At 67.9% G+C, this 20,350-nt stretch carries 10 protein-coding genes; all 10 read right to left on the bottom strand.

From position 1 onward, the window contains the following. Positions 1 to 280: 280 nt before the first annotated feature. The gene (locus MILUP08_RS06795; protein WP_039905529.1) at positions 281 to 733 is read right to left on the bottom strand and encodes a hypothetical protein; all 453 of its coding nucleotides are present in this window, start codon (positions 731 to 733) and stop codon (positions 281 to 283) included. Between the two features lie 85 nt (positions 734 to 818). Beyond that, entirely contained in the window at positions 819 to 1,025 is a 207-nt protein-coding gene (locus tag MILUP08_RS06790) for a hypothetical protein (protein WP_007455999.1), read from the bottom strand. Between the two features lie 20 nt (positions 1,026 to 1,045). Further along, the gene (locus tag MILUP08_RS35795; protein ID WP_007455997.1) at positions 1,046 to 1,216 is read right to left on the bottom strand and encodes a hypothetical protein; all 171 of its coding nucleotides are present in this window, start codon (positions 1,214 to 1,216) and stop codon (positions 1,046 to 1,048) included. Positions 1,217 to 1,241: 25 nt separating this feature from the next. Further along, positions 1,242 to 1,490 (bottom strand): hypothetical protein, encoded by a 249-nt coding sequence (locus MILUP08_RS06785; protein ID WP_007455996.1) that lies wholly within the window; start codon positions 1,488 to 1,490, stop codon positions 1,242 to 1,244. A gap of 216 nt (positions 1,491 to 1,706) precedes the next feature. Beyond that, positions 1,707 to 2,804, bottom strand: coding sequence for a DNA cytosine methyltransferase (locus MILUP08_RS06780; protein ID WP_007455995.1), 1,098 nt, complete (start codon positions 2,802 to 2,804; stop codon positions 1,707 to 1,709). Between the two features lie 211 nt (positions 2,805 to 3,015). Then, a complete protein-coding gene (locus MILUP08_RS06775; RefSeq protein ID WP_007455993.1) occupies positions 3,016 to 4,002 on the bottom strand; it encodes an HNH endonuclease in 987 nt (328 codons plus the stop codon). A 122-nt stretch (positions 4,003 to 4,124) separates the two neighbouring features. Next, positions 4,125 to 6,260 carry a UvrD-helicase domain-containing protein gene (locus tag MILUP08_RS06770; RefSeq protein WP_007455992.1) on the bottom strand — a complete coding sequence of 712 codons (2,136 nt, stop codon included), beginning with the start codon at positions 6,258 to 6,260 and terminating at the stop codon, positions 4,125 to 4,127. After that, positions 6,260 to 12,610: a DEAD/DEAH box helicase gene (locus MILUP08_RS06765; protein WP_007455991.1), complete on the bottom strand. Its 6,351-nt coding sequence runs from the start codon at positions 12,608 to 12,610 to the stop codon at positions 6,260 to 6,262. Before MILUP08_RS06765 ends, MILUP08_RS06770 begins: the two co-directional genes overlap by 1 nt. After that, positions 12,607 to 17,352: a DNA methyltransferase gene (locus tag MILUP08_RS06760; protein ID WP_007455990.1), complete on the bottom strand. Its 4,746-nt coding sequence runs from the start codon at positions 17,350 to 17,352 to the stop codon at positions 12,607 to 12,609. The genes MILUP08_RS06765 and MILUP08_RS06760 overlap by 4 nt, the downstream gene beginning before the upstream one ends. Beyond that, positions 17,349 to 20,264: an SNF2-related protein gene (locus tag MILUP08_RS06755; RefSeq protein WP_007455989.1), complete on the bottom strand. Its 2,916-nt coding sequence runs from the start codon at positions 20,262 to 20,264 to the stop codon at positions 17,349 to 17,351. Before MILUP08_RS06755 ends, MILUP08_RS06760 begins: the two co-directional genes overlap by 4 nt. Between the last annotated feature and the right edge of the window lie 86 nt (positions 20,265 to 20,350).

Raw genomic sequence — 20,350 nt, 5'->3', positions numbered from 1 at the left:
GCCACAAGCAGAACAAACACGACAGCGGCGGCGAGTCGGCACGAGGCCGGCGGCATTCGGGCAGCGGCGCTCCGGGCCGCCAGGGCTCGCCCATGGAACACTCGCCCGACCAACGGCACCGCCGTACCGCGACCGGCTCCGCCGGCACTGAACGCGACCAGGGCCGATCCACTGTCGCCCGGGAGGGACGCGTACACCGTCAGGGAGGCTCCTGATCTAACCCGTCAACGGTGTAGTCGCCCCGCGCGTTAGCGGGGCGGCTACACCGGATGAGTTGTTGTTACGCCGTCGCGCAGATGGCGTACCCCGTGTCGGACCAGTTGCCGGCGAACGCGTCCTCCTCGTACGCACCCGAGGCGGCCGACACCGGGGCGGTCGCGGGACCACCGTTGGGGCGGAAGTCGTCCACGATGCCCTCGCCGGTGACGCCGTTCAGCTCGTAGCCGGCGCCAGTCAGCACCTTCCCGACCGGGCAGGTGGCGACGACGCTGCGGAAGTCGAGGGAGTTGCTGGCGCCCACCACGGACGCCCGCACCAGGCCGGGCAGCGGGTTGGCGCAGATGGCGTACGCGGTCACGGACAAGTTCAGGACGGTGGCGTCCGACTCGTATGCGCCGACGTTCACCGAGGTCGGTGCGGCCGCAACCCCACCGTTGGGGCGGAAGTCGTCGACGACGCCCTCACCGGTCACGCCGTTCTCGCAGATAGTGGCGAAGGCCGTCCAGCCGATCACCAGGTAGACGATGCCCGCAATCCACCAGGTCGGACGCCGGGCACGCAGGCCAACATAGAGGAATCCGGCCGGCGGGCGAGATCCCCTATTCACCACCGTTCGCGTGACGCGGCTTCGGCTCCTGCCGGTTGAAGCGGGGCTTGAGGGCCAGGACCAGGGCCTCCTTCGTACCCTCCGGGTTGTCGGTCTCCTGCCAGCGGACCTCGCACCGGCCCAGCCAGTCGGCGATGTCGGCGGCCGACGCCGCGCTGCCCGGGGTGTCGAGGAGTTGGCCGACCTGCTCGTGCAGCACCGACGAGCCCCGGTTGCCGGTCAGGTGCTGCCGGAGACGAGCCCGCAGGTTTCGGGTGTGGCCACGTAGACGACCACGCCGCGGTCCAGGACCACGTGCCCGCCGGGCGAGCGGGGGGCGGCGGCCTCCATGGTGTAAGGCTGAGCAGCGCCGAAGCCGGCCAGCAGGACCTCGTGCGTGGTGTCGGGCATCCCCGGACGCTACCGGGGTGGGTCCTCATCCGTGGCCCCGCATGGGCCGTCGTGGTCCTCGCGGCGTCGGCAGCGGGCCGGCACCGTCGAGCGGGGCGTCACACCAGATTCGGGTACGCAAGAACTGCTGATCTTCCTCGCTGAGGGTGGTCTCGCCGAAGTCGAGGGCGGTGACGTGGCCGAGCGAGTCGCGTAGGGCTGCGGCCAGGGTGGTGGCCCTGTCGAGGCTGGTGAGGGTCGTGGGAAGGTGGATGATCCACCGGGGTGAGGTCATCGCCGCCAACGGCTGTTCGGGGAACCTTGAGCTGCGTGGCGGACCCGGCGGCCCCAGCGGTGCAGCCGGCAGGGTTGGGGTGCGCGGTCGTTGCGACAGCGCGGGCCGTCGAGGCTGGATTCGCGCTCGCGACGGATAGACAGCCCAGCGACTCGTCATGCAGAAACGGGGCAGCCGCCGTCCCGATCGATGACGATACGGCAGTTGCGGGACTCCTCAGCCCTCTACCAGGGCCGTAGTACGCGCAACCTTGCGCACGCCACCCTTCACCGCTGCGACGTGCTCCACGACCGTCGCACCTACAGCCCTCGCCAACAGTGGCGGCACTGCATTGCCAATGAGACGTCCAAGCGGCGCGAACTGCGCCGGCTCACCCGGTCGGACGAATTCATAGTCCTCGGGAAAGCTCTGCAAGATGGCAGCCTCCCTGAGTGTCATCGCTCGGTCCTGCTCGGGGTGCCCGAATCGTCCCGCACCGAAGCTGTACGCCAAGGTGGTGATGGTGGGCGACGGCTCGTCCCACATCATGCGGGCATACACGTTCCTGAACGTTGCACCTGACGCCTTGCGGTGACAAGGAGCGCGCAGTTCTTCCGGCCACTCCTCCCAACTGCCGCCGGGGCTGGACCGCTTGATTCGCTCGAGGTTCAGCGGTGTCAGAGTGCGGCTCTTGTGAAGGGGGTCCCCGGAGTGGGTTTCGCCGTTTCCGATCGGCGGCAGGCTGCCGATCGCCTGGCGGACGGTGGTGTATTCGGCGGGAGTGATGGAACCCTTGGGCACGGCGATGTCACCAAGCAACGAGGCGACCAGGACCAGACGTCGGCGGTGCTGAGGCACGCCGTAGGCCGGGCAATAGCAGGACCCGAAGTCCACCTGGTATCCGTACTCGCGCAACTGCTCGACGAAGTCCCTGAAGATCCGCGTGCCGCCGATCCGAGGGACGTTCTCCATGGTGACGATTTCTGGCATCGTGCCTTGGACCAGCCTGCGAACCTCATCTACGAGTGGCCACTGGGCTTCCTTCGACGTGTCGACGCCGCGGCGGTAAGAGGAAAATGGTTGACACGGAGCGCACCCAGCGAGGACGCGGACGGCGCCGGCGGGCCACATGGCCGACAGTTCCTCGACGGTGAGGTCACGGACGTCTCGCCTATGGAATGGCGCCCCAACGTTCCGTCGGTACGGATAGTCACACGTACGGTCGAGGTCCACGCCGGCAGCTACGTGGATGCCTGCATCCTGCAGCCCGTGCGAGAGCCCTCCGACGCCGCAGAAGAGATCGACGGCGGAGATCCTGACAGCTCGGGCGGGCATGCTGGGACTGTAGTAGATCACGGAGCGGAGGCGGTGTCGGGCGGGTGCGCGACGTGGGCTCCATCGCATGGACAAAATTCAGCCGACCCTACCGTTCTCACGCACGGCTGGGAGTAAAGATCAGCAGCAACTGACAGCAGGACATGCCGGAGCGACTGTGAGCCCGACTCCTTCAGGTTGATAGGACCGTCTGGGCTGGTTTGCACCTCGATCACGACCGTTGATAGATGTTCGCGTAGTGCCAGGCCAGGTAGCGCTCTGCAGGTGCCGTGGCTCCCTCTGGCAGCAGCAGCCGACGTGATAGCGGTGGACTTCCGAAGGACGAACGCGCCGCCGGATCCGCTCGGACCGCCTCCTGCACGTCTGGACGGACGTGCACCCGCAGCTCGTGGTCGATTGCTAGGAGCCCAGTGTCGAAGGCGACGTCATGCGTGGGGCAGGCAGCAACACCGTTCTGCGGGTCTAGCCGCTCGGCGGAGGTACTCACCCGCCACGGCTTGATGTGACTGGCGACGAGCATCCGTTGGGCCGCGCGGCCCTTCGTCTTCACGCCCAAGCCACAGAAGGCGCACCGATGGCCATGGTTATGGAGGACGTCGCGCGCAAACCGATGCTGGCCGACCCGCACCGCAGCCATGAGCAGTCTTTCGGTCACTTGCTCCGAAAGGTCCGGTGCCTTCCGCGACCAGGCGGCGACCTTCTCCCGGACCGCCACCTCCAGGTCCGAGTGGGTCAGCTCTTCCTGCCCGAGGAGCTGCAGCTCGTCGCCGCTCTCCAAGCCTAGGAAGTCGGGCAGGTCGTCCGGCCCGATCCCTGCCTCACGGCCTGCTTCCAGGATGAGCCGGTAGGTCGCTTCCAGCCGCCCGGGGTCGGCGAGGAGGGTCGATGCGACATGAACCTCGTACCGGGCCCCGTGGGCCAGGCCACCATCGAGGTTCCCCATCTTGGCGATCAGGCTGCCGTTCGGGCGCCTGAACAGCCGGGCGAGCGTAGGGATCGGTTCTTCGGCGAGGTGGGCGGTCGATCCGCGGTACCGGCGATGGTTGAAGACGAGACTGGCCGCAAGGCACAGGAGGGTCTCGACGGGAGTGAAGTCCTCTTGCCTGGCTCCAGGCCTGGGAGTCCGTCGGAGGATCGACCTCCACTGACTCACCGCCTGCCCGGCGCTCAGATCGAGATAGTCGCCGATGGTCGGCATCGATGCGCTCCTTTGCATGCCCTTCGACCGCGGGCACAGCCGCAACTTCCGCCAGCTGCCGCCGCCACGGTCCCGATCCTTTCGCTCGCCTGCTGGCGGGCACCTGCCTCCCCGACCTCCGCTCAGCCTCGGGTCACCACCACCAGTCGGTCTCGGGCTCGGGTAGCTGCCACGTACCTCAGGGATCGGGCCCGCAATTGCGCATCCGCCCGTTCAGACGGGTCCAACGACTCGAGACGTGCCAATTCGGCGGGCGACGGGTTGCCAGTCACGAGGACGACCTTGGAGAACTCCGTACCCTTCGCCCGATGCATGGTCATGACCGGCACTCTGTCGGCCTGCGGCCGTTCACGATCGACGGCGCGGGCCGGGACGTCCGCTTCGGTGAGGGCGGTGACCACGCGGTCTCGATGGAACCGGTCCGGCACCAGGACCGCTACGGTCTCGGGGGCGTCTCCGTCGTCGAGCCAGCCGCGAACGTGGTCGACGATCGCCCCCAGCTCGCCGGGGAGTGAGTCGACCGACTCGATGGCGGGTGCCGGACCGGTGCGAGCGGAACGGTAGCCCGTCGTCTCGCCTTCTTCCTCGAGGTCGACGTACTGGCCGCCGTCGAGGATGCTCATCGCGTAGTGCAGGTTCTGCGCGGTGGTGCGGTAGTTCAGCGTGAGCCGCTGGGAACGACCGACGATGGCGACGCCGTATCGACCGAGGACGACCCGTGTGCCATAGATGCGCTGGTGGGAATCCTCGGCGATGAACAGGTCGTCGGCGTGTTCCCCGACGAGGGCACGCAGGAACAGCCAGTGGGCGGGAGAGAGGTCTTGCCCCTCGTCGACGAGCACATGATCGGCGGGGTGGTCGCCCTGCTGCGCCAAGTGGGTGGCAGCGACGGCAGCGGCCTCGGTGAAGTCGAGGCTTCCGTCGATACGGCTCTGGGACCGATACGCGGAGATCAACGCCCACACGGCCGACCGCTTTGCGCGGTCGAGGGCGACGCTGCGCCCGGGGCGGCGTACCCGGAGGTAGCCGGCCTCGTCGTGGATCTTGTTCGGCAGCACGACGTGGGCGTACTCGGTGGACAGGAAGGTCTCGTTGGCCAGCTCGTGCGGCAGGGTTGTGCCGGTCGACTCGACAACCTCACGCCACCGCGTTCCAACCGTGCGAGCCAGCGGGGCGGAGCGTTCCTCGCCGAGCACCTTGCGAACGGCCTCGGTGAGGCTGCTGCCGGCCCCGCGGAGCACCGCGGCGGCAAGGGCGTCGACGCCGGCGACGTGGACACCAGGCTGGCCGAGCGCCTTGGCTTGACGCACGCGCGGGTCGAGCTGAGTGAGACCGTCGCCGAGAGCTTCCGCGAGGTTCGTGGTGAAGGTCGTCAGGACGATGCGGGCATCGGGGTTGCGCTGGGCGAGAGAGCGAGCACGGTGGATGAGCACCACCGTCTTGCCGGTGCCGGCCCCGCCCGAGAGTCGGAACGGGCCGTTGTAGCTGCGGTCTACGTAGCGACGCTGCTCGGGGTGCAGGAAGATCCGCCACGCAGTGAAGTCGCCCCCTTCGATGACCCTGCGAAGCTCGTCCTGATCGTCGATGAACGCATACTGCAGTGCAGCGGCGGGTCGCCTGAGGGACTGGAGGACGTCGGCGTCGGCGTCGTCGGACGGCGGGGTCTTCTCGAGCTGCATGCGGACGACGATCGAATCGACCGTGTCGCCTGCGGCAAGATCGACGAGGATGCTGCCGATCCACCCTTCGTGACGTTGGGCGAGATCGAGCACGGCGTCCTCGTCGGCGGCGGCCATCGCCCGATCGACGATGTCGTCGGGCAGGCCAAGGGTCTCGACGAGATCGACGGGATCGTGCCCCAGGCGAACCAAGAGCGGCTTCGCCGGCTGTTCTGCCGCCGGAGGGGTGACGGGCAAGGCCGCGGTCGGCGGGGCGATCTCGTCGATCTGCGGTAGGCCGTTGATCGGGTTGACCTTGAGCCGTACACGTCGGGCGACGGCGATCGCGTCGTCGTGCGCCCAGATGCCGTGGATGACGTAGTGGGTCTCGCCGTCTCCATCAAGCCGGAACATGACCGCTCGCCAAAAGTCGTCGACACGACCGGTGCGCACCCGCGGGTCGACGCAGTCGTTGATCGGTTCGACGTGCAGGCCCGGCGTCGTGTCGTCGGCGCCGAGCTTCTGCAGGAAGGTCATCGCCTTGCCGCGGATCGAGCCGTCGATCTTGCTGGCGAGCTTGCCCATGATGATCGTCGGCATCAACCGTCTCCGTGCTTCTCAGGGGCGGCGCCGGCCAAGGTGGCGGCCACGCGGTCGGGCGAGGGATCGAGGACGCGCCAACCCGCAGCGGCAAGATCGACTCGATCTTGGCGTGGCATGTGTGGGAACGCAACCGCGACCCGTTGGTCGGGCCAGGATAGGTCGAGCGGGATGCCGTCAGGGCCTTCGGCACCGACCACGGGTGGAGCGAGGCCGTCCTGGGCGGCGAGGGCGGCGACGAGGTTGCGCTCTTCGCCGGGGGCGGCTGCGTCGTAGACGTCCGCCCACGCACCCAGTGGACGGCCAGGTCCGACAGGGTCTGCGACGGAGGCGCTGCCCGACGGTCCAGCAACCAGGCTCGTCGTCGTCACGACGGTCGGCCAGTCGCGCAGCGCGAGGGCGTTGGAGAAGCGGAGCCAGGCCCGCCACGCCTTCGCGTGGGCATCGTCGAGGACCTCGTCACGATCGTCGAGGACGGCGGCGACTTGCACGACCATCGTCGACGACATCTCGACCACGACAGCGAGCGCGCCCGCGCGGCGGACGAACACACGCCGGTCACCGGCCGGCAGGTGTTCGTCGACCAGGACCGCCCGGCCGACCTCCTCCAGCGCCACCGTCTCGGAGACCTGGACGGGCTGTGCCTTGCTGGAGACGAACATGGGTACGGCTCGGGCCACGGCCCGGACCGCCGACGGGTTCGGATCGACGACCCAATCGATGAGCCAGTCGACGGGACCCCTCCCGAGCGCCTTGTAGGCCTCGGGCGGTGCCTGGAGCTGCGGGATGTTCATCAGGTTGCCGGCCAGCCCAGGGTTGTACCAGTCCGGGGCGGACCCGTTGCCGTCCTCGACGGCGACGTCTTGCATGGCGACGCCGAGGACGATCAGCCCTTCGTCCCGCAGGTCCGCGCGTTTCCGGGCGTCGTCTGCGAGCCGGTTGACCGCCGCACTCGCGTGGTAGGCCCGGCCGTCGGTGAAGATTGCGACCTCGGGCACGTTCATGTCGTTCGTCTCGAGCAGGAAGTCGGGCCGGGAGCCTGCGACGTTGACCTGCGGGGTGAGCGTCCACTGGCGGTGTGCGCCGGGCAGGGTGAAGCGCACGATGTTTCCGCTCGGTCCGGGCACCTCCGTGACCGCCGCACCGTTCCTCCGCAGCCGACCGACGATCAGCCGGTGGAACGCGCGCTCCAGGTGCGATTCGGGCTCCTCGTGGGGTGGCACCTCGGTCACCGTCCAGGTCGTTCCTTCGGCGGTCTCCGCGTCGGGAGCCAAGCCGAGGAGGGTACGCAGGTGCCGCTCTGCCGACGCCCGCGAGACCCGCCGGATGGCGCCCGGAGCAGTGAAGGGTAGCAGGCATCGATGGCAGGCGAGCCGCTCCTCGTGCCGGCATTCGCAGTCACGAACCCGGTTCCACGCCAAGATCAGCAGGTTGCGCAGGCGCGCCGGGTCGGCGGTCTCGGCGAGGTAACCGGTGCCGCCGGGAACCACGTCGTGCAGCAGGAGCGCCTCGTGGTTGTCGGTGCCGTCCGAGAGCGTCGGATCGACGACGTGCTCGACGCGGATGTGGTCCGGATGGCCCCCCATCTGCTCACGTAGGCCAAGCAGGAGTGCAGCGGAAAGGCTGGGCAAGGCGAAGTCGTCGCCGAGGCTCACCACCTGCGGCAGCCGGATCAGCAGACCTTGGGTGCGCAGCGTCCGGGCCAGCGCAACGGTCTTGGTCGTCTCCTTCGGCGACTTCCGGTACGGACACCAGGGCCGATGCTCGTGGGCCCGGTTCCGCCCGGACTCGGTGTCCTTCTTGCCGCAGCCGGCGCACACCCGGAAGAGCGTGCCCTGACGTTCGGCGCCAGCGATGGTGCGAGTCGTTCCATGGCCGGACGGGCCCATGTTGAGCCATCGCAGGTCGACGGTGCGCAGGTAGGTGCAGCCGAGGCCGGTGCTCTCGGCGAACCAGCGACGGGTGACGTTGGCGGGGTCGACGTCGGCGGTCGGGACGATCTGGAAGGCCACCCTTCCCCGCTCGTCCTTGCGGTCGGAGATCGCCACCTCGTCGCGCCGCACTTCCGCCGACACGCGGGTCAGCTCCACCACGTCCAGGCGTTGACCAGTGTCACCGATTCCGGTGCTACCGCAGCGCGGGCACGACGAGACCGGCAACTCTCGGCCGGACTCCGCGACGTCGACCGCGTATCCGCAGTCGGGGCAGAAGGCCCACGTGCGAATGGAGGCACCGTCGAGGCCAAGGTCGACCGCGTCGATCTCGATCTCCCAGCCACGGGCGTAGAAGGTAGCGCCAGGGGCGAACTCGACGAGGGCCTGCGCAGAGCCCCGCTCGAATCGCGCGCTGCCGTACTCGTGGGTGCCGCTGTCGGGATCGGTCCAGGACAGCCCGACGTCGAGGGTGACGGTGTCGTCGAGGAGAGTGTAGTTGGGCAACAGCCCGTACTCTTCGAGGACGCTGATCCAGTAGACGCTCCGCAGGTGGGCGAGCTGACCTGCGGTGAGCTTCCGGGTGGCCTTGGCAGACCGCAGTGCCTGCTCGTCGTCGTCGGTCTTGGCAGGCGACTGGAAGCGCGCCTCGAGCTCGGGCAGAAGTGCGTCGATGTCCTTCTGCCGACGCGTCAGCGTCTCGACGGTGTCCTGCCAGCGCCGACTGGCCACCCGAACGTGGTCGGCGAAACCGCTGGTCCTCGGTCCGTTGGAAGGACGTACCCAGTCGCGCAGCCCGGCCGCGACCTCCTCTGGCAGCTCGCCGAAGGTGGCGAGGAACCGGGGTAGGTTCTGGTCCACGGTCTGCTCGGCGTGCAGCACCAGGTCGCCGAGGAAGGTGCCCGGCGCACTCGATTTGATGGCGCCGACCGCCGACTGTGGGGTTCGCCGCTTGGGGTCCCGAGCGAAGCCGTCCACCAGGTAGGCCGTGTACTGCCGGCGCAGGATCTCCTCTGCCGCCAGGTACGTGGCGGGTGGCCGTACCTCGCCGTCGACGACGGAGAGGGGGTCGCCGAGCTTGGGAAGGTGCTCGCCGCGGCCGGCGACGAAGGCGAGGTTGAGCGCGTTGCCGGAGAGACGCCCGGCACGGCCGACGCGCTGGAGATAGGAGGCAACGGTGCGGGGCAGCGAGGCGAGGAAGACCGCAGACAGGTCGCCGATGTCGATGCCCATCTCCAGGGTGGGCGTGGCGACGAGCACGTTGGGTGCCTGCGGACTGGTGGCGGCGTCCCGGAAGCCGTCCTCGTACTGCAGCCGGGTCTCGTCGTCCAGGAGACTGGTGTGCTCACGAGCGACGATCCGGCGCATGTCCGGGGAGGCGTAGAGACGCCGGTAGAAGTTGTCGGGCAGCTTGCTGGTCTCAAGGTGACCACCGCAGCGCACGTTGAGACAGGGTGCGCGGACGAGCTGTTCGACAGTGGCGGTCGTACCCGGCGTAGCGGCACGGCAGGTGCCGCAGACGAGGAGATGACGCCCTTCGTCGAGGTCGTCCTTGCTGGTAGGAGTGACGACGACCCCTGATGGCGGAATCGCGTAGACGGTCGCACCGGAGTCACTCGTCGTGGTGGTGAGCAGGCCTTCCCGGGCGAGCCGGTCGAGCAAGCCGCGGGCGAGGCGTCCGCCGTCTGGCGGCGAGACGTCGAGCACCCGGGAGGTCCAGCGGGCGTACCAGGACTTCGGCGAGGTGACCGGGTCCAGCCCTCCGCCGCGGACCGGTTCGCTGGAACCACCCACCTTCGGGTACGCCGGGGCGGGGCGGCCGTGGGGAAACGCCGGCATGCCGTCGCTACGGGGGCGTCCGATCCAGATCGACCAGCGGCGCCCGTCTTCCATCCGGTACCGGGTGAACCACGGGTGATCGATGGCGCCTTGGGCCCGCATCCGTTCCAACACGCCACGGACCCACTGCACCAACGCAGCGTCGTCGGGGCCTTCGGCGCCGAGCTTGTCCTGCCAGGAAGCGGCCTGTAGTGCGGCGCGGGCGATCCGGGCCATCCGCGCCGCCTTACCTGCCTCGACCTCGACCGCGACGGAACCGGTGAGTTCGAGGGTGCGGCCGAGATGCGAGTTGAGCCCGAACTCCAGTGCGGCATCGAGGGCGACGCGCTTACGGACTCGCGCCCGCACCTCCGGGGGCACGGACCGCAGGGTCTTCGCCTGCCAGAAGGGCGTGAACGACTCGCGGTCGGCACAGTCGGGGGCGATGATGCGGTACCGGGTGAAGGTGTCGTCGCCCGCCTGCTGGATCACCTCGTTCACGAGCGCGTCGAGCGTGAGCGCACCCTCGGCCACTGCTTCGCGAAGCACCGAGCGCAGGGTGAAGGTGTGGGAGCGGGCTTGCACGAAGCCGGCCCGGTGGGCGGCGTCCTGCACGGAGTCGGTGAAGACCAGGGCCTTCTTCTCGCTGGCGTCGATGGCCGGCGAGCCGAACAAGGTCGAGAGCGACACCGACAGCAGGGTGGCGACGGCGCTGCCCAGGAACCGGATGCCGTCCTCCTGCCCACAGGACGGACAGGTGTCCTTGCGGCTCTGCTCGTCCGCGTCTTCCCCGAGGTTGGTGAGCACCGGCAGCACCCAACCGTCCCGGAGGTCCCGGTCGTCCTCAGCTACGTCGCCGAGGAGTTCCCGGTTACGTACGGAGAACCAGACCAGTCCCTCGACCTTCTTGCCCTCGTCGATGTGGACGGCGGCTTCGGCGGGGGCATACAGCAGTGGCCGGAAGCGCCCTTCCCTAGACGCATGGTTGCGACGGATCCCGTCGTCCTCAGCCGCGAGGCTGTGGCCCACAGGGGCGAGACCGATCCCCCAGCCAGAGCGACCGCAGTGCCGGCAGTAGATCGCAGGGAACGACGGCCGCGATTCCTCGGCGTCGGTGCCGGCGACCGGCGGCCCGTCGTCGCTCCACCGGAAGCGGGTGGTCGCGGCGGCGGCGCGGTCGATACGGGTGAGTTCGCGCACCCAGAGGTGGACGTCCACGGAGAGGGCGTCACGGCCGACGACGGCCCGGACGTGACCGAGCATGGCGAGCAGGTACGACAGTAGAGTTTCGGCCCGAGCGGTGTTGCCGTTGACATGGCCGAGCCCGCGTGCCATCAGAGTGTCGAGCGCGACGGCATGCTCCGCCTCACGGGCGAGGTCCCAGACGAGGGGATGCGCGCGACAGAGCGCCAAGAGCAGCTCCGGGGTTGCGTCGGCGAACCGCTCGGGCTCTACGCCGTAGAGGAAACCGAGGACGGTGGCGGTGACCTCTTCGCCGGCTGGGCTATGGCCCAGCGCCGTGACGGCCTCGACTGCGGCGGGAACGTCGAGTGCGCCGATGTCTGCAGGGGTGAACCCGGCGGCGGCCACTGCCTCGCTGGCGTCGCGCGTCCATTCGTCGAGGCTGAGCCGCGTCTCGGTGACGACCGCGTCGGCGTCGAACCGCTCGCCGAACACGGTGCGAGCGAAGTCGAGCATCACCGCCGGGTCGCCCTTGTCGCCGAGCGTCGCCGACGTCGCCACCGGCGTGATCAAACCGAGCGGGCGGTTGCGGGCGGCCTCGTCGACCTGCGGATCGTCGTCGTTCCAGTGACTCTTGAGCGCCAGTCCGAGGCGACGCAGCAGCATCGCCACGTCGGTGCCTTGCGCGCCGTCGTAGGTGTGGAACTCGTCAAGTACGAGGTAGCGCAGGCTCGTCGCCGACTGCCGCCACAGCTCCTGGTCCTCAGCACGCAGCAGCAGCTGGTCGAGCATCTTGTAGTTGGTGAGCAGGATGTCCGGCGCGGTGTCCCGAATCATCCCCCGATCGGTGATGAGTCCGTCGGGCGTCACGGCGATGCGGGTCGGACCGGACTGCCCGGTGTAGAGGGCAGCGGTGACCTCGGCCAGCTCCGCGTGCGTGGTGAGCAGCTTCGTCAGTCGCGCCGCCTGGTCGTTGGCGAGCGCGTTCATCGGATAGAGGATCAGCGCCTTCGTTCCCGACACGCCCTTGCGGCGGGCGCGCAGCACGTGGTCGAGGATTGGGTACAGGAAGGCCTCGGTCTTACCCGAGCCGGTGCCGGTGGTGACCAGCGTCGGCAGCGGCCGGCGCGGCTGACCACCCGCCGACGAAGCGAGCCGGGCGAACGCCGCCGCCTGGTGGCCGTATGGCGGGAAGCCCTCGTACCACTCCAGCATGTTCCGCCAGCCCTCATCGGCGGGACGGAACGGCAGGCGCAACCGGACGTACGGGCCCTTGAACATGCCAGACTCGGGATCCGATAGGAACCGGTCCAGGCTGTCGCGGGCGTCTCCGTCGGTCAGGCCGAACGTGGTCGTCAGGTAGTCGACGAGGCTCTGCCGGATACTGCCCGCCTGGAGCGTGGGGAGGAGGGCACTCACGAACGCTCCGTCAGCAGCCGCTCGAAGTGGGCGTACGCCTGCCGCATGTCCTTTTCCCGGTCCAACGTCGCGAACGGCAATTCGTAGGTGTATGTGTTGCCCGCCTGGTTGGTCGCGGTCCGCTCCTCCTCGGTGATCCGGCTTCCCTTCTTCCGCCACATGCTCAACACCGAGTTGGGTACAAGCCGCCCATTGGTGTCGTAGTAGTAAACGTTGCGGTCGTAGCCATGAAGCACGGCGAACTGGGTCCGGTAGATTGTGCACAGCTCGTCGGCCGTCAACCCGAGCATGAGTGCGACGAGCGCATCGATCTCCACCAGCGCCCGCCGCCGGTCGGCGGCGATGCGTAGTGGAGTTTCGATGCTCCACTCCGGCCCGACCTCGCCGAGGGGTCTGCGCCGTGCGTGCTCGAAGCCGCCCACCCAAGCGCTGTTTCTGAAGGACGGCGAGTAGCATTCACCCCAGAGAGCACCAAGCGCATTCGTCACGCAGTTAAGCCGAAGTGAACGCAACACCAGCTCAGGCTGAAGAGAATGGTTCATGGAAAGCGGAAGTCGAGCAAGTGTTCCGGAGCGAATGTTCGCTTTCGGCGCTACTCTAACGACAAAGTCAAGTATCAGCGACGACGTGAAGCCGGCGACTACTACAAGGTCGGTTGTAGCGCCAGCCGGGATACCCAGCGAAAAAACGCCATCGATGTGGCATGTCCCGGGAGGGATCATGCTGGCGATGAGCGTCCGCTCACCGGTATTGGCGGCCATTTTCCGCCAGGCAACGCGGTAGAAGCCACGGGCGGGAAGTCGCTCGTCCTCGCCCCAGTGGGTGTAGTCGCGGTCGTAGCGATGCTGGTCACCCACCGGCTTGTAGGCCGTGACCGGGATGGCATCCGGTGGCAGCGTTTCGAAGTCGGTAACCGACCAGTCCTGTTGGTGCAACATCGTCTTGTTCGGCGACTTGTAGAACGGGGTCGCCACGAACAGGTGTGGCCCTTGCAGGATTACCTCATTCCACGAATCGGGCTTACCCCACTCCGACTCGAAGTAACCTTTCTTGCGGTCGATGCTCTCGTCCCATCCGCGCGAGAAGTGGAGTCCCAACTCGCCGACACGGCGGGCATGCGACAGTTTGTCGAGCACCGACGCGGTGGAGCGATTGACGGCATAGACCATCCGTGCCTGCCTCACCGGCACCTGGGATGACTCCAGGATCGCATGCCAGCTCGCCAGAGTTTTTTCGTTGACGACGGTGATTCGGCTTCGGTGCGGACGCAGGTCCCAGTTTCCGTCCGGATCCTTCAGCCCAGGCTCCGGTCCAGAGCCGTCATGGTTAAGTGAGCGCACGACGGTGTCTGGGTGGTACATCGAAACACCGTTGATAAAGTGCGGGCGAACCCTAGCCGGACCGTAGATATTTACCCCGTAGTGCTTCTGGTCCTGAATCTCGAACAGCTTTAGTTCGTTGATGAACTCCCAGTGTCGCCGAAGGCGCTGGTAGGTCGCTGCACGCAATAGCCCGGCCTTCTCGTCTGTGAGATGGGACTCAAGGTGGATGAGCCCGACCATGCCACGCTTTGAGGTGTTGCGCCAGGCCTGCTCCATAAAGCACCGGTAGAGGTCCGGCTGGAGGCCCTGGAGGTGCGGGTACTGCGCTGATCCGGCGAAATCGGCGAGGCAGGCGACATCGGTGGTGCCATCGATCACGAGGTTCCGAATACCGGGCAATGCCAGCGTCGCTTCGCGTCGTGCCCGGATCTGCACCTGCGTCGGCTTGGTCTCAAGCTGCCACCACGGGTCGCCTTCGGCTAATAAGGCATCGACATCCGACCGAGGTCGAACCCACGGCGGGTTACCGACCTGGAGGTCGAAGCCGCCCTTGGCGAACACCGTGACGAAGTCCAGGTGCCAGTGGAAGAAGCCGTGTTGTTCCGCGACCCGCTCGCACACCACGAGCCACGGGTGCTCGCGCAGCACCTCGGCGACCGGTTTGGCGTGTGCAAACCCTAGGTCGATCTGCTCGGCCTGGCTCAGCTCCTCCCAGTCCGTCGCGGCACTGAGCTGGCCAGTCGACGCCTTGACCTTGGTCCTCTCCGGTCGTAGGTCGTGGGCGCGGCCGAGCAATGCCCGCAAGCCGGCGATCCACTCCGTCCAAGTGGGCGGCTCGACCCGTACCCCGTCGACCGTGGTCGGCTCGTCGGTGAGTGGCCAGAACCAGAGGGCCGTCCAGGCGTCCATGACCCGACGTAGTCGCTGGTAGGACCCGTTGACGTCGGCCAGTTCGGTTTCGATCTGCTCACGTTGCACGGCACCGCCAGAGGAAAGGTCGTCCTTCCCCCATACAGGTATGGCACGGCGGATCTCCTGCTGGGCGATCTGTAGGCGGCGGTAGGTGATCTGCCACAGCACCTCGACCCGGTGCGCCAGCTCGACCAGTGCCTCGACCTGCTGCCTGGCTGGTTTCACCTTCACACCACGTCGCCAGTTCTTCAGACGCTTGGCCGCATCCGGCGCGATTGCGGCGGCCTCCTTGGCGTCGGCAGCGGCGCCCCAACCTTCGGCGGGAAGCAGGAAGTGGTGGACGCCGTCGCCGGCGACCCGACCCGCCTCGACGTCCTCGGCCAGTGCGGTGAGCGGCAACTCGCGCGCTATCTCACTCAGCCACGACTTGTCACTCACCTGGCTGCGCCGGTACACGGCCCGCCGCGCGCCGACCAGCGAGTTGCCGCGTCGCAGGTGCAGCCCGAACCACGGTGCAGATAGATCGTCGACCATGGTGTCGAGCCAGAGCGAGATCTCTGCCAGCTCAACGGCCGTGGCGTTGAGGTCGACCCCGTACACGTTGTGCAGCGCGATGTATGCCTTGACCTTCTGCAGTTCGCGCGGGTAGGCGTCAGGGTCGATCCGCTCGCCCAGCTCGACCTGGCGACGCTTGAGGTACTGCTCGGCGAGTTGCCGCACCGCCTCGATGGCGAACGCGCCCGACCCAAGGGCAGGCTCGCAGACGGTCATCTCCAGGATCTCGGCGGCGGTGTTCTGCTGCCCGTCCTGGTCGAGCAGCTCCTCCAGCGCCTGCCCGACGGTGAACCGGGTCAGCACCTCCGGGGTGTAGTACGACGCCGATTGCTGGCGCTCTCGTCCGGCAAGGCGGAACACGAAAGAGCCCTGCTCGTGCACCACCGGCTGCAGCTCACCGGTCACGGGATGCACCGTCTTCACAAAGTCGGCCGGCGTGATCCCCTCGGCCCGCTCGGCGGGCACCACCCACGAGCCCTTCGACGCGTCGCCGTTCTTGGCGACCTCGTAAAGATCGGTCTCGGCGAAGAACCCGGTGTACGACATCAGACCCTCGTAGACCGCGCCAAGCTGGTTGATGCCCAGCTCCGCGTACGAGATGAAGCCCCGGTCCTTGCCCCGCGCCTCCTTGCTGAGCAACAGGTGGGAGAGGACCTTCTGCATCGCCTGGTTGCCCAGCCCGACCGCGTCGATGTGCGCGGTCGCCTCCGGCCGGAACAGATCCGCCTTGAGCGCGTTGAACGTCAAGCCCTGCGCGCTCGCAGGTCCATCACTGTCATCGTCCTCCACGACGGCCGTGGCCGTGGAGTGGCCGAGGTCGACCAGCCGGAACAGCACGCCGAGGGAGTCGTAGAGGTGAGTGCCGTTCTGGGCGCGCGGCGTGGCCAGCTCCACCTGGACCAGCTCCCGCAACCGGTCCAGGCTGTAGCCCTGGTCGTACTCCGGCGCACCTACCGGCAGCACGCCCAGCTCGGGCGACGCCTCGGCGTACAGGAGGAACAGGATGCGATAGAGGAAACGCAGCGACTGCTTCGCCAGCGGCTGGGCCTCACCTGCCGGCAGCGGGTCGAGCCCCTGGTCACGCCGGCGGTTGACGACCTCGTTGGCGATGATCTCGATGGAGAGGCGGACACCGTCGCGCAGGTCCTTCGAGACGCCGACGGTGTGCTTGACCGAGGCTTCGAGGATGTTGTGCCACCACAGCTTGCCGTCGGCGTCCGGCGCGATCGACTGCGCACAGAGGCAGGTCAGGGCCCGGTCGATCTCACCACCCTTCTTGCCGTCGTTGCGCTCGCAGACGAGCTGCACGTCGACGGCGAGGTAGCGTCCCTCGGCCCAGCGCTCCCGCTCGGCGAGCAGCGCCCATCGGCCGGCGAGCACGAGGATCAGGTCCGGAGCGTCGTCGGCGACGAAGAGCGCCGACACCAAGCGGGCCGCGGACTTCAGCTCGTCCCCGTCGTCGGTGAGCCTCACCGACTCGGGCAGCGTCACTGCGTCGCGAACCAACAGTTCCTCGACCGTGGTGACCGGTCGTGCGGAGACCACGACCAGCGGCGCGCGATCGGTGATGCCGGGCGACGACACCCGCCACAGCGGCCCCTCCTGGTCGAGGACGAGGCCGTGTCCCCGCAACTCCAGTACGTCGAGCATGTGACGGTGCACCCCTGCCGCCACCGCGTCAGGGCTGCGGCCGTCGGTGTCGCGGCCCTCGCGTACCTCTCTGCGCTCGCTCGGGTCGAGCAGTTCGGCTAGCTTCGCGAGCTCGGCCTCGAGCTTCTGGCGCGCGTCAACGAACCGCGACCGCGGCGTCTCCCGGCCCGCCTTCGCCTCGGCGTCCCACTCGTCCCGGCGCTTCTTGACCTCCGCGCGGAACGACTCACCTTTCGCCTCGGTGGTGAAGTAGTGCTCCGAGATCCAACCCTCACCGACGATGATCGCGTCAGACCCGCTCACCACTTACCACCTTCCACGTCCGGCACGACCACTAGCAGCGGCCGTACGAGCTGGCGGTCGGGAGCCATCGCCTGCACCAGCGCCTTCTCCTGTTCCACGCTCGTCCTACGCTGCTTGAGGTCGCTGCGCTGAATGAGCACATCGGCCTCTGCGTCCCAGTGGTCCAACCGCCGCGTCCACTCCTCGACCAGCTGTCCTGCGTCCCGCTCGGCTGCCTTGAAGACGTTGAGCAGGTGGCTCTCCGCTTGGTGGACGGCAGGAGCCACCAGCTCGCTCAGCGCCTCGACATCCGTGACAGGCGCGGGATTGTTGCGTGCGGTGTCCCAGCCGAAGGCCCGCAGCGCCGCCCGAGCCGACTCATGGGGAGAGATCAGCGTGAAGGATGGGTTCGCCGGTGTCGGAAACTCCGCTGTCAGCCAGGCGGTAGAGACGACCTGGCCGCGCCGGTTGGTCAGCGTGCCCAGCAGCAGCACCGTCGGAGCCTCGACGGTGCCGCGTACGGCGAAGACCTCGTTCCGGCCCAGCGCTGCCAGTGCCCGGTCGGCTGCCCAGTCCAGCACGGGGTGCAACGGGCTGAGGTAGTGGGCGTCCGGCCAGGAGATCTTGTCTTCCCGGCGTGCGGCAGCCAGTCGGTCCTTGCCGCGTACCTGGGTCGTGGCGAGCACCAGCCGCTCGGTCACCTTGCGCTCGGCGAGATACGCCTGCGGCAGCACCTCCAGGCGTTGCACAAGGTCCGGCGGAGGACTCAGCTCTACGGTGCCGAAGGCCTCGTCTCGACGCCAGCCCACACCACCGCGGCTCGGCTGCGCCGTCGGATCGATGAATGCCTCCTGCAACGCGTCCTCCAGGTAGGAGACGTCGTCGTCGTAGAGGCCCGAGTCGAGGTCTAGGCCGGCTTCCGGCTGGTCCTCGGCCGGCTGGGCGGGCTGCTCGCTCGGCCCCTCGAACATCTGGGCGAACATGGCTGCCAGGTCGTTGCCAGCCGCCACCGCTGCCAGCGGGCGTACCACATCGTCGAGTTGCTTGTTGCCGGCGAGGACGTCACGGATCTGGTCCTCCTCGCCCTTGACGTCGTAGCAGCCCATCAGCGAGGCAGCGTCACCTAGCGCGGTGTGGGCTTCGTCCTCCTTCTCCACCAGCTTCGCGAGGATCCGCACGTCACCGGCGAAGCGCCGACTCGCAGGGTCCAGCAGCAGAGCCGTCACCCGCGGCGGATGCTTCTGCCCGTATCGGTCGATACGGCCGTTGCGCTGCTCGATCCGGATAAGGCTCCAGGGAATGTCGTAGTGGACCAGCTCGTGGCACTGCGCGTGCAGGTTGACGCCCTCGGACGCCACGTCACCGGCGACGAGAACGCGTACCGCCGCCTGCTCCTGCTTGAACTCCTCCACGATGCGCTGCTGCTCGTCGTCTTCCCCACCGCGTACCATCTGCACCGCCTCGGCGGGCAGGCCGAGATCCTTCGGCAGGTTCCGGTGCAGCCAGCTCAGGGTCGCCAGGCGCTCGGCGAACACGACCACGCGGGCGGGAGAGCCGCGGCCGACCCCGCAGTCCTTCAGGTGCGCCACGAGCCGGGTGTACTTCGCAGAGCGCTGCCTGAGCGTCTTCTCGTTGAGCGCGGCCAGCCTTTCCAGCGCCTCGCACTCGCGCGCCTGCCGCTCCGGGTCTCCCTTGTCGTCGTTACTAAGCCGGCCCAGCCGTGCCTCGATCGTCTCCTTCAGCGCCGCCGGCGAGGAGAGGAATGCCTTGGCAAGGGTCCACGGGAAGAGTGAAGCGGTCTTCCCCGAGTAGGGGCTACCGCCCTTGCCGGGCCATAGCCACGTCTGCTCCAGTTCCTCAGCCACAGCGTTCTCCGCTGGCGTCGCCGGCACCAGGACGTTGTTCGGCTCCTGCCGCTCCGCCCAGTCGGCGCCGACGACCTGCGCGACCTCTGGGCTATGCCGATGCCTCCGCACCACCAGTCGCCGCACCTCGTCCGGGACGAGTTCTCCGTCCGGCCTGACGGCTGACGGGTCCAGCAGTCGGATCAGCTCAGCGAACGACTCCGCTCGGCCGTTGTGCGGGGTCGCCGAGGCGAGGACGAGCGCCTCGCTGTTCCGCGCCAGCAGCCGCGCAAGCCGGTTGTTCAGTGTCGTGGCGTTCGCCAGGTTGTGCGACTCGTCGATGACGACGGCGTCCCAGCGATGCTTCCGCAGGCTCGCGACGTACCTGTCGGACTTCAGGGTGTCGATCGAGATGATGACCCGCTTGTAGTAGGTGAACGGATTGCGGGTGGCCGGGAGCTTCTGCCGCACCCGCTGGATGCCGGCCGAGTCGAGGCGGACGAACGGAAGCGCGAATCGCGTCCACAGCTCGTGCTGCATCTGCTCGAGTACGTGACGCGGCGTCACGATCAGGATCCGATCACCGCGACCACGGCGGACCAGCTCCGCGAGGATCATGCCGATCTCGAGGGTCTTACCGAGGCCAACCGCGTCGGCGAGCAGCATCCTTGGGCGCAGGTTCTGGCGGTCCAGCGCCTTACGGACCGCAGCCTGCTGGTAGCTGAGCACGTCGGCGAGTCCGCGGGTCGCCACGGAGAGCGAACCCTCCCCGAGTGGTACGGCGGTCTTGCGGATCGTCGACTCCAGCCAGAGCCGGGCGGTGCGATACCGCGGACTGCCATCAGCGACGACCCGGGCTGCCGACGGCTCCAAAGGAGTCACCACGTCGAGGCTGTCGTAGAACGAGGCGGTGGCGTCGCGAACCAACTCGCCGAGGCCCTGGACGTGGAGCAAGGTGCCGTCGGTGGTCTTCTCGGTCGCCCGCACGAGCCACTCCTCGTCGCGGATCACCACGACCGAGCCTGGAGCGTATGCACCCTTGAGGTCGGCCTTCACGGCCACTGACGGGGCGATCTTTGCATTCGTCACGAAAAGGGCACCTAATGCGAGGGAAGATGTTATTTCCCTCGGAGCCTAACTATGAATGATCTTTCATGATGTCCCCGGATAGGTTG

The organism is Micromonospora lupini str. Lupac 08 (genome assembly GCF_000297395.2).
In the GTDB taxonomy this organism is placed as follows: domain Bacteria; phylum Actinomycetota; class Actinomycetes; order Mycobacteriales; family Micromonosporaceae; genus Micromonospora; species Micromonospora lupini.
The sequence above is the reverse complement of the archived record's forward strand: the minus strand, read 5'-3'. Positions and strand labels throughout refer to the sequence as shown.